Below are 21,003 nucleotides of genomic sequence, written 5' to 3' on the forward strand. Positions count from 1 at the left end.
CCCCGCCGAGGCTGACGGGCATGACGCACACCCACCACAGCCTCGGCCACCTCCACGTCCTCGTCTCCGGCGCCAGTGTCGCCGGACCCGCCCTCGCCCTGAACCTCGCCCGGTACGGCGCCCGGGTCACCGTCGTCGAGCGGGCGCCGGCCCTCCGCGGCGGCGGCTTCGCCGTCGACTTCCGCGGCCACGTCCACCGCAGGGTGCTCACCGACATGGGTATCCGGGAGGAGATCCACGCCCGCCAGACGCACATGGGCCCGCAGAGTGTCGTCGACGCCGACGGCACGCCGCGCGTGGAGCTGCCGGCCGAGATGATGAGCGGTGACGTGGAGATCTTCCGCGGCGAGCTGGCACGGATCATGTACGAGCGCACCGCGGACCGGGTCGAGTACGTCTTCGGGGACTCGGTCGCGACGCTCGACGACACCCCGGACGGCGTCGAGGTCACCTTCGAGCGCGGCGCGCCCCGCCGGTTCGACCTGGTCGTCGGCGCCGACGGTCTGCACTCCCGCACCCGCCGTCTGGTCTTCGGCGACGAGTCCCGCTACCTGAGGTTCTTCGACCACTACGTCGCCGGATTCCCGGTGCCCAACCGGCTGGGCCTGGACCGCAGCGGCCTGCTGTACAGCGAGCCCGGACGCTGCGTCTCCCTCAGCAACTACGACGGCGACCCGGACCGGGCCGGGGCGCTGCTGGTGTTCCGGTCCGAGCCGCTGACGTACGACCGCCGGGACACGGCCGCGCAGAAGCGGATCCTCGCCGAGCGGTTCGCGGGCATGGGCTGGGAGACCCCGCACGTCCTGAAGGCGCTGGCGGAGACCGATGATCTGTACTTCGACGCCATCGCCCAGATCCACGTCGACCGCCTGGCCAAGGGACGGGTGGTGCTGCTCGGGGACGCCGGGTACGGCGCCACCATGGGCGGGATGGGCACCGGGGTGGCGGTCGTCGGCGCGTATGTGCTCGCCGGTGAGCTCGCCCTCGCGGGCGGTGACCACCGTACGGCGTTCGCCGAGTACGAGAGCCGGATCACGGGCTTCGCCAAGGGCTGTCAGAAGATCTCCGGCAACGCGGGCCCGTTCTTCGCGCCGCCCACCGAGCGGCGCATCCGCAGCCGCGACCGGATGTACCGGCTGCTCAGCTCACGGCTGCTGGCCGGATTCTTCAAGCGGCTCACCGAGAAGGCGGCCACGGACATCCGGCTGCGGGACTACCCGGTGTGAGGCCGGCGCAGGGCCCATCCGTGGTCCACCGGCCCGATCCCGGCGCCGAGCCGGAATCCGGCGGCGATCGCGCCGGTGACGTACTCCTTGGCCTCCCTGACCGCCTCCGGCACGGCCAGGCCCTTGGCCAGGCCCGACGCGATCGCGGACGCCAGGGTGCAGCCCGTGCCGTGCGTGTGCCGGTTGTCGTGGCGCGGGGCCCGCAGCCAGTGTTCCGCCGAGCCGTCCGTCAGCAGGTCCAGGGCGTCTCCGGACAGATGCCCGCCCTTGACCAGCACCCAGCGCGGCCCGTACGCCAGCACGGCGGCCGCCGCCCGCCGCAGGTCGTCCTCGGACTCGACGCGGACCCCGGTGAGTTGGGCCACCTCGTCGAGGTTCGGGGTGGCCACGGTCGCCACCGGCAGCAGCCTGGTGCGGACCGTGTCCAGGGCGGTGGCGGCCAGCAGCGGGTCACCGTGCTTGGAGACTCCCACCGGATCCACCACGGCCGGCGCGTCCGTGCCGGAGATCAACTCGGCGACCGCCTCGACCAGTTCCGCCGAGGCCAGCATGCCGGTCTTCACGGCCTGCACGCCGATGTCGTCCACGACACTGCGGTACTGCGCCCGGACGGCCTCCACGGGCAGCTCCCACGCGCCCTGCACGCCCAGGGAGTTCTGGGCGGTGACGGCCGTGACCACACTCATCCCGTGCACGCCGAGCGCCAGCATCGTCTTCAGGTCGGCCTGGATGCCGGCGCCGCCGCCGGAGTCGGAGCCGGCCACGGTCAGGACGCGCGGGATCATGACTCGAGGTCCCCGAAGTGGTCCCAGCCGCCCTTGCTGGTCCAGGGGGCCCCGTCGACGGTCACCTGGGGCAGCGCGGAGGGGTTGAGGACCTCGCCGATGACCTTCCAGCGGGCCGGGAGCTTGGCGTCCGGCGGGAAGGTCGCCACGATCGCGTGGTCCTCTCCCCCGGTCAGCACCCACTGCATCGGGTCGACGCCGACGGCCTGCCCGATGTCGTTCATCTGCGTGGGGATGTCGATCGCGCCGGAGCGGATGTCGATGCGGACCTTGCTGGCCTCGGCGATGTGCCCGAGGTCGGCGATCAGCCCGTCGCTGACGTCGCACATCGCGGTCGCGCCGAGCGCCGCCGCCGCGGGGCCCGCGTGGTACGGCGGCTCGGGGCGCCGGTGGGCCTCCACGAAGGCGCGCGGGGAGCGGAAGCCGCGGGAGAGGACCGCGTAACCGGCCGCGGACCAGCCGAGCCAGCCCGTGACGGCCACCAGGTCGCCGGGCTGGGCGCCGGCCCGTGTGACGGGCTCCTGGTTGCGCAGATCGCCGAGCGCGGTGATCGACACCATGATCGTGTCGCCGCGTACGACGTCCCCGCCGACCACGGAGGCGCCCGCGACCTGGCACTCGTCGCGCAGGCCGTCCATCAGCTCGCTCGGCCAGGTCACCGGGAGTTCGGCCGGTACGACCAGGCCGAGCAGCAGGGCGGTCGGTACGGCGCCCATCGCGGCGATGTCGGCGAGGTTCTGCGCCGCCGCCTTGCGTCCGACGTCGTACGCCGTGGACCAGTCGCGGCGGAAGTGCCGCCCCTCCAGCAGGATGTCGGTGCTCGCCACCACCCTCCGGTCGGGCGCGGCGACCACCGCGGCGTCGTCGCCGGGGCCGATCCGGACCGCCGGGGTGGTGGTGAGACGGGAGGTGAGCTCCCTGATGAGCCCGAACTCCCCGAGCTCACCAACAGTGCCCTTCATTGCTCTTGCTCCCCTTCTCTGCCTTGCCGTGCCCACTCGCGCGTCATCAGTGTCCCCGATACGGTCGAGGTGACCGTCGACACGGTCGGAACGACCGTCGATACGGTCAGGTGACCGTCAACTTCCGTCGTGCCTGCACCCTGGCGCGCAAGCCCGGTTCCCGCAGGTCTCCCCGCGAGGAGCGGCGACGCGATACCGTGGCGTTCCTTTTCCCCACATGATCCTCGTGGCCGCTCTGGAGGTTCCGTGGTACAGGCGTACATCCTGATCCAGACGGAGGTCGGCAAGGCGTCGACCGTCGCCGAGACGATCAGCAAGATCCCTGGTGTGATCCAGGCCGAGGACGTGACGGGACCGTACGACGTCATCGTGCGCGCCCAGGCCGACACGGTCGACGACCTCGGTCGCATGGTGGTCGCCAAGGTCCAGCAGGTGGACGGCATCACCCGCACCCTGACCTGTCCGGTCGTGCATCTGTAGCCCCCGTCTACCCTTGGCCGGTGAACATTTTCCGTCACCGGCCCTTCGGCCTGCTCGCGCCCGCGCTGCTGCTCGCGGTCGCGGGCTGCTCATCGGCAGACGACGGCGCCACGGTGGCGGTTCCCAGCCCCGACGCGAAGACGGCGAAGGTGTGCCGGGATCTGCACCGGGTGCTGCCGCAGAAGCTCGACGGACGGAGCCGCAACGACCCCGAACCCCGGTCCGCCTACACGGCGGGCTGGGGAAACCCGGCGATCATACTGCGCTGCGGTGTCGTACGGCCGCCGAAGATGGTCGACCCCAAGGTCGCCGAGGGCGGCGACCCGGACGCCATCGCGGGCGGGGTGAACGGCGTCGACTGGCTGATGGAGAAGCAGGGCGACGGCAGCTGGCGGTTCACCACGGCCAATCGCACGGCCTATGTGCAGGTGGGCCTGCCCCGGGGGATGTCCGCGCAGGAGGAGGGCACACCCGTGCTCACGGATCTCGCGGCGGCCGTGAAGAAGGCGATCCCCAAGGGGATCGCCTCCATGAGATGAGCGCGCGGAGACCGGCTACGCGGCTCAGCGGAGCCCGGTCGAGCGGCGCAGCGCCGCCTGGACCAGGCGGTCGATCAGCTCGGGGTAGCTGACGCCGCTGGCCTGCCACATCTGCGGGTACATCGAGATCGGCGTGAAGCCGGGCAGGGTGTTGACCTCGTTGATCACGAACTCGCCGTCCTCGGTGAGGAAGAAGTCCGCGCGGACCAGACCCTCGCAGGAGACCGCCTCGAACGCCTCCACCGCGAGCCGCCGCACCTCGGCCGTCTGCTCCTCGGTGAGCGGCGCGGGGACGATACCGGGCGTGGAGTCGATGTACTTGGCCTCGAAGTCGTAGTACGCGTGCGCGTCCGGCGGCGGGATCTCGGCCGGCACGGAGGCGCGCGGGCCGTCCTCGAACTCCAGGACCCCGCACTCGATCTCGCGGCCCCGTACGGCGGCCTCGATGAGGATCTTCGGGTCGTGGGCCTGCGCGGTGGCGATCGCCTCGTCCAGGCCGGACAGGTCGTCGACCTTGGTGATGCCGATCGACGAGCCCGCGCGCGCGGGCTTCACGAACAGCGGCCAGCCGTGCTCACCGGCGAAGTCGATGATCTTCTTGCGGGCGGCGGACTCGTCCTGCCGCCACTCGCGCGGCCGGACCACCACGTACGGGCCGACCTGCAGCCCGTAGGAGGTGAAGATCCGCTTCATGTACTCCTTGTCCTGGCCGACGGCCGAGGCGAGCACACCGGCGCCCACGTAGGGCACCCCGGACAGCTCCAGCAGACCCTGCAGGGTGCCGTCCTCGCCGTACGGGCCGTGGAGCACCGGGAAGACCACGTCGACCTCGCCGAGCGCCTTGGGCACCGAGCCGGGCTCGCTGTAGACGACCTCGCGGTTCGAGGGGTCGACAGGGAGCACCACGCCGCCCTCGTGCGACTCCGCCAGCTCCTCGACGGCGGGCAGGCGGCGGTCGGCGATGGCCATCCGCTCCGGCTCGTCGGCCGTCAGTGCCCAACGGCCGTCCCGGGTGATCCCGATCGGCAGGACGTCGTACCTGGTCCGGTCGATGGCCTTGAGGACGGCGCCGGCGGTGACCACGGAGATCCCGTGTTCGGAGCTGCGCCCGCCGAACACGACGGCCACGCGCGGCCTGCGCGACGGCTGCTCAGGGGTCTGGGGAAGGTTCTCGGTGCTCATATCGCGTTGAGAGTACCTGTTGGTATCCACCGAGTCAGCGCCCGCTGGGCCGCCGTGACTCAGCGTCCCTCCAACGGTCGCTCAGCGTCGCACGGCGGCGGGTTCAGCGCCTCTCGGGCTTGGCACTGCGCGCCATCAGCTCCTTGAGGGCGACCACCGGCGGCTTGCCCTCGTGCACGATGTCCACGACCGTCTCCGTGAGGGGCATCTCCACACCGTGCCGGCGGGCCAGATCCGCCACCGACTCGCAGGACTTGACGCCCTCGGCGGTCTGCTTGGTGACCGCGATGGTCTCCTCGAGGGTCATGCCCTTGCCGAGGTTGGTGCCGAAGGTGTGGTTGCGGGAGAGCGGCGAGGAGCAGGTGGCCACCAGGTCGCCGAGGCCCGCGAGTCCGGAGAAGGTCAGCGGGTCGGCGCCGAGCGCCATGCCGAGCCGGGTGGTCTCGGCGAGACCACGCGTGATGAGCGAGCCCTTGGCGTTGTCGCCGAGCCCCATGCCGTCGGCGATCCCGACCGCGAGGCCGATGACGTTCTTGACCGCTCCGCCCAGTTCGCAGCCGACGACGTCGGTGTTGGTGTAGGGCCGGAAGTACGGCGTGTGGCAGGCGGCCTGGAGGCGCTGGGCGACGGTCTCGTCGGTGCAGGCGACGACGGCCGCGGCGGGCATGCGGGCGGCGATCTCCCGGGCCAGGTTGGGCCCGGTGACGACCGCGATGCGGTCCGTGCCGACCTTGGCGACGTCGTCGATGACCTCGCTCATCCGCATGGTGGAGCCGAGTTCGACACCCTTCATCAGGGAGACGAGCACGGTGTCCGGGGCGAGCAGCGGGGTCCACTCGGCGAGGTTGGCGCGCAGGGTCTGGGAGGGGACGGCGAGGACGGTGAAGTCCGCGTCGCGCAGGGCCTCGGCCGGGTCCGAGGTCGCCGTGAGGTTCTCGGGGAGTTCGACGCCGGGCAGGTAGTCGGGGTTGGTCCGCGTGGAGTTGACCGCCTCGGCCAGCTCGGGACGGCGTGCCCACAGGGTCACTTCGCAGCCCGCGTCGGCGAGGACCATACCGAAGGCGGTGCCCCACGAGCCGGTGCCCATGACCGCCGCCTTGACCGCCTTGCTCACTTGCCCTGCCCTTCCGGTTCCTTGCGCTGGGTCTGTGCCTGGGTGCGGCGTCGCTGTTCGATCCGCTCGCGGCGCGGGTCGTAGGGCGTCTCGGGCGCCTTCTCGCCGCGGATCTCCTCGAGCTGGCGGGTGATGGCCGCCATGATGACCTCGGTGGCCTCCTTCAGCAGCTCCGGGGTCATCTCCTTGTCGTAGAAGCGCGAGAGGTCCACGGGCGGGCCGGCCAGCACATGGTGGGTCTTGCGCGGGAAGAGGTCGGGCTTCTTGGCGTACGGCGGCAGCAGTTCGTTGACGCCCCACTGCGCGACCGGAACGACCGGGCACCTGGTCTGCAGGGCGACGCGGGCGGCCCCCGTCTTGCCGGTCATGGGCCAGCCGTCCGGGTCGCGGGTGAGGGTGCCCTCGGGGTAGAAGGCGACGCACTCACCGCGCTCCACGGCGTCGATCGCGGCCCGGAAGGCGCTGAGCGCGTCCGTGGACTCGCGGTAGACCGGGATCTGCCCGGTGCCCCGCATGGCGGCGCCGACGAATCCCTTCTTGAAAAGCCCGCTCTTCGCCAGGAATCGCGGAACCCGTCCGGTGTTGTACTGATAGTGCGCGTACGCGAAGGGGTCCACGTGGGAATTGTGGTTCACCACGGTGATAAATCCGCCCTCGGCCGGAATGTGCTCCATTCCACGCCAGTCCCGCTTGACCAGAACCACCAGCGGCGGTTTGCAGATCACCGCGGCGAAGCGGTACCAGAAGCCGATTCTGCGGCGGGGCACAAGGACACCTTCCTCTAGGGGCTGCCACCCCGGCGGGGGCCGCACAAGTGTCGCCCCGAGCCGCCGGTCTGTCGAGAACACCGTACGCCCGAGGGGCAGGCCGCCGGATGACCCGGGGACAATGATCGCGACAAGAGAGGGGCGGTACGCCGGTGCACTGGAGCTTGGTCATCCCCCTGAAGCCCCTGTCCCGGGCCAAGAGCAGACTCGCGGACACCGCTGCCGACGGGGTGCGCCCGGGGCTGGCGCTGGCGTTCGCGCAGGACACGGTGGCCGCGGCGCTGGCCTGTGCGGCGGTCGCGGATGTGGCGGTCGTCACGGACGACGACCTGGCGGCGCGTGAGCTGGCGGCACTGGGCGCGCGCATCGTGCCCGACGCGCCGGCGAACGGCCTGAACGCGGCGCTGGCGCACGGCGCGGCCGTCGTACGCGACGTGCGCCCGCGCACCCCGGTTGCCGCCCTGAACGCCGATCTGCCGGCGTTGCGGCCGGCGGAACTGTCCGTTGTCCTGGGCGCGGCGGCGGAGTTTCCGCGGGCGTTTCTCGCGGATGCGGCACAGCTGGGCACGACGTTGCTGGCCGCCGGGCCGGACGGGGAATTGCGGCCGGAGTTCGGCATTGATTCCCGTTCCCGGCACCGGGCCTCGGGTGCGGAAGAACTCCGGCTCGCGGGTGTGGATTCGGTACGGCAGGACGTGGACACCGGGGACGATTTGCGCGCGGCGCTGGCCTTGGGAGTCGGACCGTATACGGCGGCCGTTTCGGCCGGATTGCTGATCCCGGGGTCCTGAGGCGTCCGGTGCACGGCTGCCCGCGCCCGGTCCGCGCCCCTGCGGCGAATCCCGTATCCACCACGGCCAGTAGTCTGCTGCCATGCAAGCCACCGCATACACCTACGACCCGGAATCCCGCAGCGGCCAGGTGCTCCTCGACGACGGCACCCCGGTCCCCTTCGACGCCGCCGCCTTCACCGCCGGAGGCCTGCGCCTGTTGCGGCCCGGTCAGCGGGTGCGGATCGAGACCGAGGGACAGGGCGACGCCCTGCGCATCACCCTCGTAACCCTCCAAACGCTGTAACCGCCCTTACACACGCCGCGGGCCGGGCTCCCTGGGGAGTCCGGCCCGGCGCGTGAGTGCCCTGGCGTGGTGCCCTGGCGTCCTTACGACGTCGCCTTGCGGGCGGTGGCCTTCTTCGCGGTGGTCTTGCGCGCCGTCGACTTCTTGGCCGGGGCCTTCTTCGCGGTGACCTTCTTCGCCGGGGCCTTCTTCGCGGTGGCCTTCTTGGCGGTGGTCTTCTTCGCGGCGGTGGTCTTGGCGGCCGCCGTGGTCTTCTTGGCGGGCGCCTTCTTCGCCGTCGTCTTCTTCGCGGCGGCGGCCGTGGTCTTCTTCGCCGGGGCCTTCTTGGCCGCGGCCTTCTTCGCCGCGGCGGCCTTGGTGGTCTTCTTCGCGGCGGCCTTCTTGACCGTCGCCGCGGCGCCGCCGGTCAGGCTGCCCTTCGGCGCCTTCTTGACCGAGACCTCGCCCCCGCGCGGCAGCTTCTTCGAGCCGCTCACCAGGTCCTTGAAGCCCTGACCGGCGCGGAAGCGCGGCACGGAGGTCTTCTTGACCCGAACCCGCTCGCCCGTCTGAGGGTTGCGGGCGTAACGGGCGGGGCGGTCCACCTTCTCGAAGGACCCGAAGCCGGTGACCGAGACCCGCTCGCCCGCGACGACCGCGCGGACGATGGCGTCCAGGACATGATCGACAGCGTCGGCGGCCTGCTGGCGGCCACCCACCTTGTCGGCAATCGCTTCTACGAGCTGCGCCTTGTTCACGTCTTCCCCTTCGGAGACATCGCCAGAACGAAAGTGTTCAAGCTTTTTCGCACGTTAGGCAGATATATACCGCAAATCAAACACGAAACGGGCTAATCACCCTTGTGCCGCAACGGACTCGATGGCCTCGGGCTGTTCAGTGGTCCTCGTCGGGGATCCGACCCTCGTCGAGGTCCGCGTTGAACCGCTCGAGCCGCCTTGCCGCAGCGGCGAGATCGTGCTTGGCCGCGGCCGTAATGACCAGCAGCTTCCGGGTCAGCGCCATCCGTACGCCCTCCGGGACTTGCAGTGCGCGCACTCTTGCGTGCGCTTCCTTCAGTTGGTTCGCGACCGCCGTATAGAGCTGGAGTTGGCCGTCGTGTTCCATGCACAGATTGTGCCATCTGGGGCGAGTTGTCGCCTGCCCAGGGGGCAACTGCCGCCTCAAATGGCCTTCCAGGCACTTGCGCAGGACGTGATCCCTGCACTCACGTACCCGACCAACACCCTTCGTAACGTGGGAAGTTGAGAGCCGGGCGAGAGGTGTGCGGGACGGTTCGGGCCCGGACATGGCCGTACCCCCGATCGTGGCGATCGGGGGTACGGAGGGGGTGTTGGGGTGGCCGGATCTCGACCGCTCCGGCCCGGCGGCCGGAGCGGATCAGACCTGGAGCGTCCTCGGCTTGTACGACGGCCGCTTGGCCTCGTACGCGGCGATGTCGGCCTCGTTCTGCAGCGTGATGGAGATGTCGTCCAGGCCGTTCAGCAGCCGCCAGCGGGAGTTCTCGTCCAGCTCGAAGGGGGCGGTGATGCCCTCGGCGCGGACCTCACGCGCCTCAAGGTCCACAGTGACCTCAGCAGTGGGGTCCTGTTCCGTGAGCTCCCACAGCGCGTCCACGATCTTCTGGTCCAGGACGACCGTGAGCAGGCCGTTCTTCAGCGAGTTGCCCCGGAAGATGTCGGCGAAACGGGAGGAGATCACGGCCTTGAAGCCGTAGTTCTGCAGCGCCCAGACGGCGTGCTCGCGGGAGGAGCCGGTGCCGAAGTCGGGGCCGGCGACCAGGACCGTGGCGCCCTGCCGCTCGGGACGGTTGAGGACGAACTCCGGGTCCTTGCGCCAGGCCTCGAACAGCCCGTCCTCGAAGCCGTCCCGGGTCACCTTCTTGAGCCAGTGAGCAGGGATGATCTGGTCGGTGTCGACGTTGCTGCGGCGCAGCGGGACGGCCCGGCCGGTGTGGGTGGTGAATGCTTCCATGACTGATCAGACTCCAGCGGGCGTACGGGTCTCGGCGTCGGACAGGTCGGCGGGCGAGGCCAGGTGGCCCAGGACCGCGGTCGCCGCCGCGACCTGCGGCGACACCAGGTGCGTACGGCCGCCCTTGCCCTGCCGGCCCTCGAAGTTGCGGTTGGAGGTGGACGCGGAGCGCTCACCCGGGGCCAGCTGGTCGGGGTTCATGCCGAGGCACATCGAGCAGCCCGCGTGCCGCCATTCGGCGCCGGCCTCCTTGAAGACCACGTCCAGGCCCTCGGAGACGGCCTGCAGACCCACCCGGGCGGAGCCCGGGACGACCAGCATCCGTACGCCGTCGGCGACTTTGCGGCCGCGCAGCAGGTCCGCGGCGGCGCGCAGGTCCTCGATGCGGCCGTTGGTGCAGGAGCCTACGAAGACGGTGTCCACCTTGATGGAGCGCAGCGGCTGACCGGCCTCCAACCCCATGTATTCCAGGGCCTTTTCGGCGGCGAGGCGCTCCGAAGCGTCTTCGTACGAAGCCGGGTCGGGGACGTCCGCCGAAAGCGGCGCACCCTGGCCGGGGTTGGTGCCCCAGGTGACGAACGGCGACAGCTCGTCGGCGTTGATGACGACCTCGGCGTCGAAGACCGCGTCCTCGTCGGTGCGCAGCGTCCTCCAGTACTCGACCGCGGCGTCCCAGTCGGCGCCCTCGGGAGCGTGCGGACGGCCCTTGAGGTACGCGAAGGTGGTCTCGTCCGGGGCGATCATGCCCGCGCGGGCGCCGGCCTCGATCGACATGTTGCAGATGGTCATCCGGGCCTCCATCGAGAGCTTCTCGATGGCGGAGCCGCGGTACTCCAGGATGTAGCCCTGGCCGCCGCCGGTGCCGATCTTCGCGATGATCGCCAGGATCAGGTCCTTGGCGGTGACGCCTTCGGGCAGCTCGCCCTCGACGGTGATCGCCATGGTCCGGGGGCGGGCCAGCGGCAGCGTCTGGGTGGCCAGCACGTGCTCGACCTGCGAGGTGCCGATGCCGAAGGCCAGGGCGCCGAACGCGCCGTGCGTGGAGGTGTGGGAGTCACCGCAGACCACGGTCGTACCGGGCTGGGTCAGACCCAGCTGCGGGCCGACGACGTGCACGACGCCCTGCTCGACGTCGCCCAGCGGGTGCAGCCGCACGCCGAACTCCGCGCAGTTCTTGCGCAGCGTCTCCAGCTGGGCGCGGGAGACGGGGTCGGCGATGGGCTTGTCGATGTCGAGGGTCGGGGTGTTGTGGTCCTCGGTGGCGATGGTGAGGTCGAGGCGGCGCACCGGGCGACCGTTCTGGCGCAGCCCGTCGAAGGCCTGCGGGCTGGTCACCTCGTGCAGCAGGTGCAGATCGATGAAGAGGAGGTCGGGCTCGCCCTCGGCGCGCCGGACGACGTGGTCGTCCCAGACCTTCTCCGCGAGTGTCCTACCCATCGCTTTCCCTCCGGCCGGCAAAGGTCCACCGGCCCAACTAGAGATCTTGAGGAAGCGGCCGCCGCACCCTGATGTCGTGATTCCGGACGTCCACCGCCGGGCCCGTTGGTCTGCGGGCCGCTGTGTGATTCCAGGGTGGCGCGTTCCACGGAAAATTGAACTTGCGTTTCACAGAGTGAGACGTGAGTATCGTTGCATGGACAACAGTAGCGGCGTCGGCGTTCTGGACAAGGCGGCCCTCGTCCTGAGCGCTCTGGAGTCCGGTCCGGCCACCCTCGCGGGTCTGGTCGGCGCCACCGGACTGGCACGACCCACGGCTCACCGCCTGGCCGTGGCCTTGGAACACCACCGCATGGTGGCACGCGACATGCAGGGCCGTTTCATTCTCGGCCCGCGCCTCGCGGAGCTCGCGGCGGCGGCGGGCGAGGACCGCCTGCTCGCGACGGCGGGCCCCGTGCTCACCCATCTCCGCGATGTCACCGGCGAGAGCGCACAGCTCTACCGGCGCCAGGGTGACATGCGCATCTGTGTGGCCGCGGCGGAGCGCCTGTCCGGCCTGCGGGACACCGTCCCGGTCGGCTCCACGCTCACGATGAAGGCCGGCTCCTCGGCGCAGATCCTCATGGCCTGGGAGGAGCCCGAGCGCCTGCACCGTGGCCTGCAGGGCGCCCGCTTCACGGCGACGGCCCTGTCGGGCGTACGGCGGCGCGGCTGGGCCCAGTCCATCGGTGAGCGCGAGCCGGGCGTCGCGTCCGTCTCCGCGCCCGTGCGCGGCCCCTCCAACCGCGTCGTGGCCGCCGTGTCCGTCTCCGGCCCCATCGAGCGCCTGACCCGCCACCCGGGCCGTATGCACGCCCAGGCGGTCATCGACGCGGCGGCCCGCCTCTCGGAGGCCCTGCGCCGCTCGGGCTGAGCCGGCGCCGTCCGGGAACGCCGAGGAGGGCCTGCCTCAACGCCGCGGCAGGCCCTCCTCGCTTCCCCTCCCCCTGTTCAGCCGGTCTTCTCGGCCACCGGGTCCTGCCGCGAGCGGTACGAGAACCGGTCCTTCGCGTACCGGCCGCGCTTCTCCAGCGGGATCTGCCCGTGCGCGGCCGCGAGGCCGAACGCCGGCATGTCCCCGTAGATCGCCTCGTACGAGCCCTCCGGCACGACGTACGCCTCGTGCCAGATGCCCACCTGCCCGCGCAGCTTCCCGGTCCGCTCCTTGCGGTTGAGGTTCGCCCAGGCCTTGTGGTGGAAGGCGTCGGGGGCGGACGCGTAGGCGTACAGCTTCTCCTTGGACTCCCAGTACTGCACGATGTAGTACGTGCGCGGCGAAGCCGTCAGCATGACGCGGCTGCGCAGGCCCCGCGCCGGGTCCTTCTCCAGTTCCCGCAGCATCCGGAACATCGCGAGCATCACCGGCAGCCACAGATGAACGGCCCGGAAGCGGTTGATGCGCATGCCGATCAGCAGGACGACGACCTCGCCCTTCGCGTCGGCGGTCGTACGGGACACCATGACGACTTCCCCCTCGTTGGCGAGCAGTGCTATCCAAGAGCCGATGCTTGGATAGTGCCGTTATCCAAGAAGGGGCGCAAGACATGCGGCTCGCCGAATTGAGCAGACGCAGCGGTGTGTCCACCGCGACGATCAAGTACTACCTGCGCGAAGGCCTGTTGCCGCCGGGCCGCCAGGTCAACCCCACGACGGCGGAGTACGACGACGGGCACCTGCGCCGGCTGCGGCTGGTGCGCGCGATGATCCAGGTCGGCGGGATCCCGGTGGCCACGGTCCGGGAGGTGTTGCGCAACGTCGACGACCACGCCCTGGGCCGCACGATCCGGCTGGGCGCGGCCCTGTGGGCGCTGCCGCAGGTACCGGAGCCGGACGAGGACGACGCGTTCGTGCAGGCGGCGCACCGGGAGGTGGACGAGCTGCTGGACCGGCTGGGCTGGTCGAACGCGAAGCTGCTGACGACGATCTCCCCCGCGTACCGCTCCCTGGTGGTGGCGGTGGCCGCGTTCCGCCGGCTCGGCTACACCTGGGGGAATGAACTGCTCATGTCCTACGCCAAGTTGATGCACGACGTGGCCAAACTCGACCTGGACTTCGTGGAGACGCATCCCTCGGAGGCGGAGAAGGTCGAGACGGCGGTGCTCGGCGCGGTGCTGACCGAGCCGATGCTGCAGGCCCTGCGCCGGCTGGCCCAGGAGGAGGAGTCGGCGCGCCGCTACGGCTTCGAGTGACCGGCGCCGGGTACGGCGAAGGCCCCCCACCGAAGTGGGGGGCCTTCCCTGTGCGTACCCCCGACCGGATTCGAACCGGCGCTACCGCCTTGAGAGGGCGGCGTGCTAGGCCGCTACACAACGGGGGCGTGGACTCTGCGTTTCCGCAGGTCCGAGCTGGTCTACCTGGACTCGAACCAAGACTAACTGAACCAGAATCAGTCGTGCTGCCAATTACACCATAGACCAATGATGGTTTAGACCAGTCAGTACCCCCGACCGGATTCGAACCGGCGCTACCGCCTTGAGAGGGCGGCGTGCTAGGCCGCTACACAACGGGGGCCCTAGCGATCCCGACCGAAGTCCGGACCAGTACCCCCGACCGGATTCGAACCGGCGCTACTGCCTTGAGAGGGCAGCGTGCTAGGCCGCTACACAACGGGGGCTTTGCAGATAAGCTCTGCGAGCTGGCCTACCTGGACTCGAACCAAGACTAACTGAACCAGAATCAGTCGTGCTGCCAATTACACCATAGGCCACTGGAACTCAAGCCCCTACGGGGTTCTCGTTCTAGCTTGCTCCTCGGGGCTCCGGCCTTCCGGCCCGCTTCCCTCGGCGCAGGAAGAACATTACCCGAAGGTGGACGGGGCTCCAAAACGGGTATCCGCGCGGACGAGCGCCGGGAGTTCGGCGAGGGTCGAGATCCGGTGCGCGACGACCTCCCCGGCGGCCTGCGCGTATGCCGCCCCGCGGTCGATCCACACGGACAGCAGCCCGGCCTCCGCCGCGCCCCGTCCGTCGATCTCCGGGTGGTCGCCGACGTACGCCACCTGGTGCGGAGGCAGGCCCAGCGCCTCGCAGGCCGCCAGGAAGGCGCCGGCCTCCGGCTTGGAGACGCCCAGCTCGGCGGCGCACAGCACGGCCTCGAAGCGGTCGAGGAGGCCGAGGGTGCGCAGCTTGTGCTCCTGGACCGTGATGCTGGAGTTGGACAGCACCGCGTGCCGGTGGCTGACGGAGAGCGCCTGCAGGGCGGGCAGGACGTCGGGGAACAGGCCCCACGCGGCCTCGTAGTGGACCAGGTAGCGCGCGAACCACGCGTCGGCCTCGCCGTCGGTCAGCTCCCGGCCCACGAAGACCCGGGTGCGGTCGCGGCGCTGTGTGACGAAGTCGACCTCACCGGAGGCGAACCGGGCCCACTGGGCGTCGGTGATCTCCCGCCAGCGCAGCAGGGCCCGCTCCGGGCTGTCGTACCCGGCGAGCAGCCCCTCCGCCGCGAGATGCGCCCGCATGCCCTCCCGGTCCGCGGTCGTGTAGTCGAACAGGGTGTCGTCCACGTCCCAGACCACGGCTCTGATCGTCATGACACCGACGGTAACCGGCACGCGGCCGTGCTGTCCGGCGGACGGTACGACACAGGGGCGGCACCCGGACTCCCGGGTGCCGCCCCTGTGTGTGGCGTTCGTTACGCTGCGAGCTTGGCCAGGGCCGCGTCGATACGGGCCAGCGTCTTCTCCTTGCCCAGGACCTCCAGGGACTCGAAGAGCGGCAGGCCGACGGTGCGGCCGGTGACGGCGACACGGACCGGGGCCTGGGCCTTGCCGAGCTTGAGGCCGTGGGCCTCGCCGGCGGCCAGGACGGCCTCCTTGAGGGACTCGGGCGACGTCCAGTCGGCCGACTCCAGCTTCTCGCGGGCGGTGCGCAGGAGGGCGTCGCTGCCCTCCTTCATCGCCTTCGCCCAGGAAGCCTCGTCGAAGACCGGCTCGGCGAGGAAGAGGAAGTCCACGTTGTCGGTGATCTCCGACAGGACCCTGAGGCGGGTCTGCGCGTGCGGGGCGATGGCCTCCCACTTGGCCGCGTCGAAGTCCTCCGGCGCCCAGGGGGCGAAGGGGGCCCTCAGCCACGGCGCGCAGCGCTCGGTGAACTCCTTCACATCCAGCATGCGGATGTGGTCGGCGTTGATCGCCTCGCACTTCTTCAGGTCGAAGCGCGCCGGGTTGGGGTTCACGTCGGAGATGTCGAACGCGGCGACCATCTCGTCGATCGTGAAGATGTCCTGGTCCGCGGAGAGCGACCAGCCCAGCAGCGACAGGTAGTTGAGCAGGCCCTCGGGCAGGAAGCCCCGCTCGCGGTAGAGGTTCAGGGACGACTGCGGGTCACGCTTGGACAGCTTCTTGTTGCCCTCGCCCATGACGTACGGCAGGTGGCCGAAGGCCGGGGTCTGCTTGGCGATGCCCAGTTCGATCAGCGCCTTGTACAGGGCGATCTGGCGCGGGGTGGAGGAGAGCAGGTCCTCGCCGCGCAGGACGTGGGTGATCTCCATCAGGGCGTCGTCGACCGGGTTGACCAGCGTGTACAGCGGGGCGCCGTTCGCGCGGACGATGCCGTAGTCCGGCACGTTCTCCGGCGTGAAGGTCAGCTCGCCGCGGACCAGGTCGGTGAAGGTGATCGTCTCGTCCGGCATCCGGAAGCGGACGATCGGGGTGCGGCCCTGGGCCTTGTACTCCTCGACCTGCTCGGCGCTCAGGTCACGGCAGTGGCCGTCGTAACCGGAGGGCCTGCCGGCGGCGCGGGCGGCCTCGCGGCGGGTGTCCAGCTCCTCCTGGGAGCAGTAGCAGTGGTAGGCGTGGCCGGCGTCCAGGAGCTTCTGGGCGACATCCGCGTAGATGTCCATGCGCTGCGACTGGCGGTACGGCGCGTGCGGGCCGCCGACCTCGGGGCCCTCGTCCCAGTCGAAGCCGAGCCAGCGCATCGCGTCGAGCAGCTGGTTGTACGACTCCTCGGAGTCGCGGGCCGCGTCGGTGTCCTCGATGCGGAAGACCAGGGTGCCCTGGTGGTGCCGGGCGAACGCCCAGTTGAACAGGGCGGTGCGGACCAGGCCCACGTGCGGGTTACCGGTGGGTGAGGGACAGAAACGAACGCGTACGGGTGAGCCGGGTGCGCTAGCCACGCTTGACAACCTTGTTGGTGAGAGTGCCGATGCCTTCGATGGTGACGGCGACCTCGTCGCCGACGTTCAGGGGGCCGACCCCTGCCGGGGTGCCGGTGAGGATGACGTCGCCGGGGAGCAGGGTCATGGCCTCGGAGATGTTGACGACCAGGTCCTCGATGGGGTGGACCATCTCGCTGGTACGGCCGAGCTGGCGCTGCTGGCCGTTGACCGTGAGCTGGACGGTCAGGTCGTTCGCGCGCTCCAGGTCGAGGTCCGTCTCCACCCAGGGGCCGAGCGGGCAGGAGGTGTCGAAGCCCTTGGCCCGGGCCCACTGCTTCTCGCGGCGCTGGACGTCCCGGGCGGTGACGTCGTTGGCACAGGTGTAGCCGAAGATCACGTCCTTGACCCGCTCGCGCGGCACCTCGCGGCACATGCGGCCGATGACGACGGCCAGCTCGGCCTCGTGGTGCAGTTCCTCGGAGAACGGCGGGTACTGGATGTCGTCGCCGGGACCGATCACCGAGGTGGAGGGCTTGAAGAAGGCGAACGGGGCGTCCGGCACCTCGTTGCTCAGCTCGCGCGCGTGCTCGGCGTAGTTGCGCCCGAACGCCACGACCTTGTTGGGGAGGACCGGCGGGAGCAGCCTGACCTTGCTCAGCGGCACCTTCGTCCCGGACAGCTCGTGGTCCGCGAACGGGATGCCCTTGATGATGTCGAGGACGAGTTCGTCCTGCTTGTCGCCCTCGACCGCGCCGAAGGCGACGTTCCCGTCGATGGAGAACCTGGCGATGCGCACGGGATCCTTGCGCCCCTCACTGAGAACCGGCGTACTGACGCCTCAGGTTAACCGGTCGGACCGCCGGAATTCCGAGTCCGCGGTGCCGTACGGGAAATTTCGGAATTCAGCACAAAAGAGTGAGGCAGGAGCCCGGCGGCCGGGGCCGGGAGGGCGCCGCGCTACTCTCCGGCAGCCGCCGTCGCGCCGACGGGGACGTCCACCAGGATCGTGCGCCGCGGGTTGGCGGTCTGGGCCGGGAGGTCGACGGAGTGCTCCGGCAGCTCGGGCGTGTGCAGGTCGCCGGTGTCCTTCAGATGCGCCAGGGTGGTGCGTCGCGGGTTGGCGATCTTGTGGAACATCATCGTCGTCTTCACGGTGGTACGAGTCCTCTACAGAAGCGTCTCTCTTGTAAAGCGTCAGGCTAAACATCCGATTCCCCGCCCACGGCGCCAACCACCCAGGACGTTCATGTGAGTTTGCTCACGACCTCGCGGACAAACCGGTCAAAGCTGACCCGCAACGTGCCCCAGCGAAACGGACATTGACCCCCTGAAGCCATCATTCCGCTCCTGATCATGGCGACTGGGACACCCCGCACCGAGCGACAACTCGCAGAGAAACGCCCGTTTTGGCCGGGATCAGCCTCCACGGCTGGTAACCCGGCACTCACACCGGGTCACGGAGGTCACAGCTCGGGACACGGACCTTGTTGGAGATCCGGCACTGTGCTGGAATTCCACGGACCGCCGCGGGGATCGAGCCGGCGCACCGGGCGCGACGCAGCGCCGAACGGCGGCGAGATCAGGGGGGAGCCAGCGCCGGTCACTCAAGACCACCCGGAGGGCGTTTTCAGGGCGCTCTCCACAACGCCGACACCGTGTCCCTCCGTTCAGCGGAGGGGTGCCTGGTCCAGAGGTTGCGACGCTAGTGCAGGGACGTTTCAAGAGGGATGGCAGCGCTTCGGCGGAGCCGGAGTCGCACGACGGGACTGGCCCCATGAAGGGCAGCTCCTCGCCCCAGCACGCCCAGAACCCGGGCCAGGCCCCGTCCGGGGACGGCGGCGAGCGCAGCGGACGCCCCGGCGTGTCGGCCCCGTCGGCCGCCACGGGCGGCTCCGGGACCGGCCCCGTGCCGGACGTGAAGCCCCCCAAGGGCCCCACCGGCCCCGGCTCACGCATGGCCCTGCGCAACTGGCGCATCTCCACGCGTCTGGTCTCGCTGCTGGCGCTCCCCGTCATCGCGGCCACCTCGCTGGGCGCGCTGCGCATCAGCGACAACATGGACGACATCCAGCAGCTCGACAACATGAAGCTGCTGACGGACATGACCAAGCAGGCCACCGAGCTGGCCATGGCCCTCCAGGACGAGCGCGACCAGTCCGCCGGTCCCCTGGCGCACGGCCTGTCGCAGACCGACTACACGGTCAAGGGCTACGAGGAGAAGACCGACCGGGCCCGCGAGAACTTCCTCAACGCCTCCGAGCAGATCGACGCGGCCAGCAGGGACGGCAACCTCCAGGGCGTCCGCGACGCGCTCGTCGGCCTCGCCAACCAGCTGGACGACCTGGCCAAGATCCGCAAGACGGCCTACCGGTCGCAGGGCAACTCGACGCAGACGGTCGAGTCCTACCACCGGCTGATCACCCAGCTGATCGGCCTGTCCCAGGACATGGCCGAGGCGTCCAGCAACCCGGAGATGATCTCGCGCACCCGCGCCCTGGCGGCCTTCTCCACCGCCAAGGAGTACGCGTCGGTGCAGCGCGCCACGATCGCCGCCGCACTGCCCGCGACCACGGACAAGAAGGGCGACCTCTCCGAGAACGACCGCCTGTACGGCCAGTCTGCGTACGAGAGCGAGAACTCGGAAATCGCGATCTTCCGGAAGATCTACGCCAACAACAACGCCGAGGAACTCCTCAAGCCGATCGACGAGGGCAACCCGACGATCCAGTCCGCGGACACCTACGCCAAGCGCGTCTTCGACTCCCGCGACGGCATCCAGAGCATGAACAGCCGGTCCTACAAGGACTGGGTGGACGACAGCTCGACCAAGATCGACCAGATGAAGAAGATCGAGCACACGCTGCTCGAGCAGATGGAGCAGAAGGCCCGCGAGCTCAAGAGCGCCACCCAGCAGGACGCCATCATCTCCGGTGCGCTGATCCTGATCGTGCTCGGCGTGTCGCTCGTCGGCGCCTTCGTCGTGGCCCGCTCGATGATCCGCTCGCTGCGCCGGCTGCAGGAGACCGCGACCAAGGTCGCCCAGGAACGCCTGCCCGAGCTGGTCAAGCAACTGTCGGAGTCCGACCCGCAGGACGTCGACACCTCGGTGGAGTCGGTCGGTGTGCACTCCCGGGACGAGATCGGCCAGGTGGCCGCGGCCTTCGACGACGTGCACCGCGAGGCGGTCCGCCTCGCCGCCGAGCAGGCCCTTCTGCGGGGCAACGTCAACGCGATGTTCACCAACCTCTCGCGCCGCTCGCAGGGTCTCATCCAGCGCCAGCTGTCGCTGATCTCCGAACTGGAGTCCCGCGAGGCCGACCCGGACCAGCTGTCCTCGCTGTTCAAGCTGGACCACCTCGCCACGCGTATGCGCCGTAACGGTGAGAACCTCCTCGTTCTCGCGGGTGAAGAGCCCGGCCGCCGCTGGACCCGTCCGGTCCCGCTGGTCGACGTGCTCCGCGCCGCCGCGTCCGAGGTGGAGCAGTACGAGCGCATCGAACTGGCCGCCGTCCCGACCACCGAGGTCGCCGGCCGGGTCGTCAACGACCTCGTGCACCTGCTCGCCGAGCTGCTCGAGAACGCGACCTCGTTCTCCTCGCCGCAGACCAAGGTCAAGGTCACCGGTCACGCGCTGCCCGACGGCCGTGTGCTGATCGAGATCCACGACACCGGTATCGGCCTGTCCCCCGAGGACCTCGCGGCGATCAACGAGCGGCTCGCCTCGCCGCCCACCGTGGACGTCTCCGTCTCCCGCCGCATGGGCCTGTTCGTGGTCGGTCGTCTGTCGCAGCGGCACGGCATCCGCATCCAGCTGCGCCCGTCCGACTCCGGTGGTACGACCGCGCTGGTCATGCTGCCCGTGGATGTCGCCCAGGGCGGCAAGAAGCCCACTCCGGGCAAGCCGGGCGGACCCGGCGGAACCGGTGGTCCCGCAGCCGCGCAGGCCGCCGCCGGCGCAGCCGCGGCGCGCCGCGCGAACGCCGGCCAGGGCGGTGCCCTCGGCGGTGCTCCGGCCGGTGGCGGTCTGCTCGGCGGCGGTCCCGCCCCGCGCGGCCAGGTCGGCGCCGGCCAGGGTCCCCGGGCCGCGCTGCCCGGCACGGGCCAGGGCGGCCGTCCCGGTGCGCGTGGTCCCCAGGGCGGTCCCGGTGGTCCGCAGCAGGGCCGGCCGATGCCCGCGGGTGCCGGTGCGGGCGGCTTCGGCGGCCAGGCGCCCGGCGCTCCGCAGGGCCATGGAGCGCCGTACCCGTGACCTCCTGAAGCGCCTGGCGACGGGCCTGCCCGATCTGCGCTCCCCCGTCGTGGCCCTGTCCACCACGGAGAGGTTCGT

At 70.3% G+C, this 21,003-nt stretch carries 22 protein-coding genes and 5 tRNA genes; 8 read left to right on the forward strand and 19 right to left on the reverse strand.

Going from position 1 to position 21,003, the window contains the following annotated elements; genetic code table 11:
• Positions 1-20: 20 nt before the first annotated feature.
• Positions 21-1,226: an FAD-dependent monooxygenase gene (locus tag ACWC94_RS15495; protein WP_450797056.1), complete on the forward strand. Its 1,206-nt coding sequence runs from the start codon at positions 21-23 to the stop codon at positions 1,224-1,226.
• Here ACWC94_RS15495 and thiD read toward each other — a convergent pair.
• Positions 1,214-2,011, reverse strand: a complete 798-nt coding sequence (gene thiD, locus ACWC94_RS15500) for a bifunctional hydroxymethylpyrimidine kinase/phosphomethylpyrimidine kinase (RefSeq protein ID WP_450797057.1) — start codon at positions 2,009-2,011, stop codon at positions 1,214-1,216. The genes ACWC94_RS15495 and thiD overlap by 13 nt on opposite strands.
• Positions 2,008-2,973 (reverse strand): thiamine-phosphate kinase, encoded by a 966-nt coding sequence (locus tag ACWC94_RS15505; RefSeq protein ID WP_450797058.1) that lies wholly within the window; start codon positions 2,971-2,973, stop codon positions 2,008-2,010. The genes thiD and ACWC94_RS15505 overlap by 4 nt, the downstream gene beginning before the upstream one ends.
• A gap of 246 nt (positions 2,974-3,219) precedes the next feature.
• Here ACWC94_RS15505 and ACWC94_RS15510 point away from each other — a divergent pair, with 246 nt between their 5' ends.
• Together ACWC94_RS15510 and ACWC94_RS15515 are read left to right on the forward strand one after the other, a co-directional pair.
• On the forward strand, positions 3,220-3,453 hold the full coding sequence (locus ACWC94_RS15510) for an Lrp/AsnC family transcriptional regulator (RefSeq protein WP_003997603.1): 234 nt from the start codon (positions 3,220-3,222) through the stop codon (positions 3,451-3,453).
• A gap of 20 nt (positions 3,454-3,473) precedes the next feature.
• Complete coding sequence (locus ACWC94_RS15515) at positions 3,474-3,992, forward strand: DUF3515 domain-containing protein (protein ID WP_450797059.1); 519 nt, start codon at positions 3,474-3,476, stop codon at positions 3,990-3,992.
• 24 nt (positions 3,993-4,016) lie between these two features.
• Here the strand turns inward: ACWC94_RS15515 and ACWC94_RS15520 are convergent, their stop codons facing one another.
• From ACWC94_RS15520 to ACWC94_RS15530, 3 genes are all read right to left on the reverse strand, one after another.
• A complete protein-coding gene (locus tag ACWC94_RS15520; protein ID WP_450797060.1) occupies positions 4,017-5,174 on the reverse strand; it encodes a D-alanine--D-alanine ligase family protein in 1,158 nt (385 codons plus the stop codon).
• Positions 5,175-5,277: 103 nt separating this feature from the next.
• Positions 5,278-6,288, reverse strand: coding sequence for an NAD(P)H-dependent glycerol-3-phosphate dehydrogenase (locus tag ACWC94_RS15525; protein WP_450797061.1), 1,011 nt, complete (start codon positions 6,286-6,288; stop codon positions 5,278-5,280).
• Entirely contained in the window at positions 6,285-7,055 is a 771-nt protein-coding gene (locus tag ACWC94_RS15530; RefSeq protein WP_450797062.1) for a lysophospholipid acyltransferase family protein, read from the reverse strand. Before ACWC94_RS15530 ends, ACWC94_RS15525 begins: the two co-directional genes overlap by 4 nt.
• A gap of 152 nt (positions 7,056-7,207) precedes the next feature.
• Here ACWC94_RS15530 and cofC point away from each other — a divergent pair, with 152 nt between their 5' ends.
• Positions 7,208-7,846: a 2-phospho-L-lactate guanylyltransferase gene (gene cofC, locus ACWC94_RS15535; protein WP_450797063.1), complete on the forward strand. Its 639-nt coding sequence runs from the start codon at positions 7,208-7,210 to the stop codon at positions 7,844-7,846.
• Positions 7,847-7,928: 82 nt separating this feature from the next.
• Positions 7,929-8,132 carry a hypothetical protein gene (locus ACWC94_RS15540; protein WP_450797064.1) on the forward strand — a complete coding sequence of 68 codons (204 nt, stop codon included), beginning with the start codon at positions 7,929-7,931 and terminating at the stop codon, positions 8,130-8,132.
• 83 nt (positions 8,133-8,215) lie between these two features.
• Here the strand turns inward: ACWC94_RS15540 and ACWC94_RS15545 are convergent, their stop codons facing one another.
• The 4 genes from ACWC94_RS15545 to leuC form a co-directional block, all read right to left on the reverse strand.
• Complete coding sequence (locus ACWC94_RS15545) at positions 8,216-8,869, reverse strand: HU family DNA-binding protein (RefSeq protein WP_450797065.1); 654 nt, start codon at positions 8,867-8,869, stop codon at positions 8,216-8,218.
• Between the two features lie 136 nt (positions 8,870-9,005).
• Complete coding sequence (locus tag ACWC94_RS15550) at positions 9,006-9,236, reverse strand: SCO5555 family protein (RefSeq protein WP_067130673.1); 231 nt, start codon at positions 9,234-9,236, stop codon at positions 9,006-9,008.
• Between the two features lie 273 nt (positions 9,237-9,509).
• Positions 9,510-10,103: a 3-isopropylmalate dehydratase small subunit gene (leuD, locus tag ACWC94_RS15555; protein WP_450797066.1), complete on the reverse strand. Its 594-nt coding sequence runs from the start codon at positions 10,101-10,103 to the stop codon at positions 9,510-9,512.
• A gap of 6 nt (positions 10,104-10,109) precedes the next feature.
• Entirely contained in the window at positions 10,110-11,540 is a 1,431-nt protein-coding gene (gene leuC / locus ACWC94_RS15560) for a 3-isopropylmalate dehydratase large subunit (RefSeq protein WP_450797068.1), read from the reverse strand.
• Between the two features lie 196 nt (positions 11,541-11,736).
• Between leuC and ndgR the strand changes: the two genes are divergently transcribed.
• Positions 11,737-12,453 carry an IclR family transcriptional regulator NdgR gene (ndgR, locus tag ACWC94_RS15565; RefSeq protein WP_009320373.1) on the forward strand — a complete coding sequence of 239 codons (717 nt, stop codon included), beginning with the start codon at positions 11,737-11,739 and terminating at the stop codon, positions 12,451-12,453.
• A gap of 77 nt (positions 12,454-12,530) precedes the next feature.
• Here the strand turns inward: ndgR and ACWC94_RS15570 are convergent, their stop codons facing one another.
• Complete coding sequence (locus tag ACWC94_RS15570) at positions 12,531-13,040, reverse strand: DUF4188 domain-containing protein (RefSeq protein WP_450797069.1); 510 nt, start codon at positions 13,038-13,040, stop codon at positions 12,531-12,533.
• 83 nt (positions 13,041-13,123) lie between these two features.
• Between ACWC94_RS15570 and ACWC94_RS15575 the strand changes: the two genes are divergently transcribed.
• On the forward strand, positions 13,124-13,768 hold the full coding sequence (locus tag ACWC94_RS15575) for a MerR family transcriptional regulator (protein ID WP_450797070.1): 645 nt from the start codon (positions 13,124-13,126) through the stop codon (positions 13,766-13,768).
• Positions 13,769-13,823: 55 nt separating this feature from the next.
• Here the strand turns inward: ACWC94_RS15575 and ACWC94_RS15580 are convergent.
• From ACWC94_RS15580 to ACWC94_RS15620, 9 genes are all read right to left on the reverse strand, one after another.
• Positions 13,824-13,896 (reverse strand) — tRNA-Glu (locus ACWC94_RS15580).
• Positions 13,897-13,924: 28 nt separating this feature from the next.
• Positions 13,925-13,996 (reverse strand) — tRNA-Gln (locus ACWC94_RS15585).
• A 21-nt stretch (positions 13,997-14,017) separates the two neighbouring features.
• Positions 14,018-14,090, reverse strand: a tRNA-Glu gene (locus tag ACWC94_RS15590).
• 30 nt (positions 14,091-14,120) lie between these two features.
• Positions 14,121-14,193 (reverse strand) — tRNA-Glu (locus ACWC94_RS15595).
• Positions 14,194-14,214: 21 nt separating this feature from the next.
• Positions 14,215-14,286: transfer RNA gene (locus ACWC94_RS15600), tRNA-Gln, on the reverse strand.
• Between the two features lie 90 nt (positions 14,287-14,376).
• The gene (locus ACWC94_RS15605) at positions 14,377-15,108 is read right to left on the reverse strand and encodes an HAD family hydrolase (protein ID WP_450797071.1); all 732 of its coding nucleotides are present in this window, start codon (positions 15,106-15,108) and stop codon (positions 14,377-14,379) included.
• A gap of 101 nt (positions 15,109-15,209) precedes the next feature.
• Entirely contained in the window at positions 15,210-16,694 is a 1,485-nt protein-coding gene (gene gltX, locus ACWC94_RS15610; RefSeq protein WP_450797072.1) for a glutamate--tRNA ligase, read from the reverse strand.
• Entirely contained in the window at positions 16,687-17,472 is a 786-nt protein-coding gene (locus ACWC94_RS15615; RefSeq protein WP_450797073.1) for a fumarylacetoacetate hydrolase family protein, read from the reverse strand. Before ACWC94_RS15615 ends, gltX begins: the two co-directional genes overlap by 8 nt.
• Positions 17,473-17,633: 161 nt before the next feature.
• Complete coding sequence (locus tag ACWC94_RS15620) at positions 17,634-17,828, reverse strand: hypothetical protein (protein WP_450797074.1); 195 nt, start codon at positions 17,826-17,828, stop codon at positions 17,634-17,636.
• A 553-nt stretch (positions 17,829-18,381) separates the two neighbouring features.
• Between ACWC94_RS15620 and ACWC94_RS15625 the strand changes: the two genes are divergently transcribed.
• Positions 18,382-20,925: a sensor histidine kinase gene (locus ACWC94_RS15625; protein ID WP_450797075.1), complete on the forward strand. Its 2,544-nt coding sequence runs from the start codon at positions 18,382-18,384 to the stop codon at positions 20,923-20,925.
• Positions 20,926-21,003: the final 78 nt, after the last annotated feature.

Source organism: Streptomyces sp. NPDC001135 (assembly GCF_053598395.1).

What these genes read in the sequence shown, in the direction of transcription:
- ACWC94_RS15495 (WP_450797056.1), top strand. Translation starts at nt 21, where the DNA reads ATGACGCACACCCACCACAGCCTCGGCCACCTCCACGTCCTCGTCTCC.
- thiD (WP_450797057.1), bottom strand. Translation starts at nt 2,011, where the DNA reads ATGATCCCGCGCGTCCTGACCGTGGCCGGCTCCGACTCCGGCGGCGGC.
- ACWC94_RS15505 (WP_450797058.1), bottom strand. Translation starts at nt 2,973, where the DNA reads ATGAAGGGCACTGTTGGTGAGCTCGGGGAGTTCGGGCTCATCAGGGAG.
- ACWC94_RS15520 (WP_450797060.1), bottom strand. Translation starts at nt 5,174, where the DNA reads ATGAGCACCGAGAACCTTCCCCAGACCCCTGAGCAGCCGTCGCGCAGG.
- ACWC94_RS15540 (WP_450797064.1), top strand. Translation starts at nt 7,929, where the DNA reads ATGCAAGCCACCGCATACACCTACGACCCGGAATCCCGCAGCGGCCAG.
- ACWC94_RS15550 (WP_067130673.1), bottom strand. Translation starts at nt 9,236, where the DNA reads ATGGAACACGACGGCCAACTCCAGCTCTATACGGCGGTCGCGAACCAA.
- leuD (WP_450797066.1), bottom strand. Translation starts at nt 10,103, where the DNA reads ATGGAAGCATTCACCACCCACACCGGCCGGGCCGTCCCGCTGCGCCGC.
- leuC (WP_450797068.1), bottom strand. Translation starts at nt 11,540, where the DNA reads ATGGGTAGGACACTCGCGGAGAAGGTCTGGGACGACCACGTCGTCCGG.
- ndgR (WP_009320373.1), top strand. Translation starts at nt 11,737, where the DNA reads ATGGACAACAGTAGCGGCGTCGGCGTTCTGGACAAGGCGGCCCTCGTC.
- ACWC94_RS15570 (WP_450797069.1), bottom strand. Translation starts at nt 13,040, where the DNA reads ATGGTGTCCCGTACGACCGCCGACGCGAAGGGCGAGGTCGTCGTCCTG.
- ACWC94_RS15575 (WP_450797070.1), top strand. Translation starts at nt 13,124, where the DNA reads ATGCGGCTCGCCGAATTGAGCAGACGCAGCGGTGTGTCCACCGCGACG.
- ACWC94_RS15605 (WP_450797071.1), bottom strand. Translation starts at nt 15,108, where the DNA reads ATGACGATCAGAGCCGTGGTCTGGGACGTGGACGACACCCTGTTCGAC.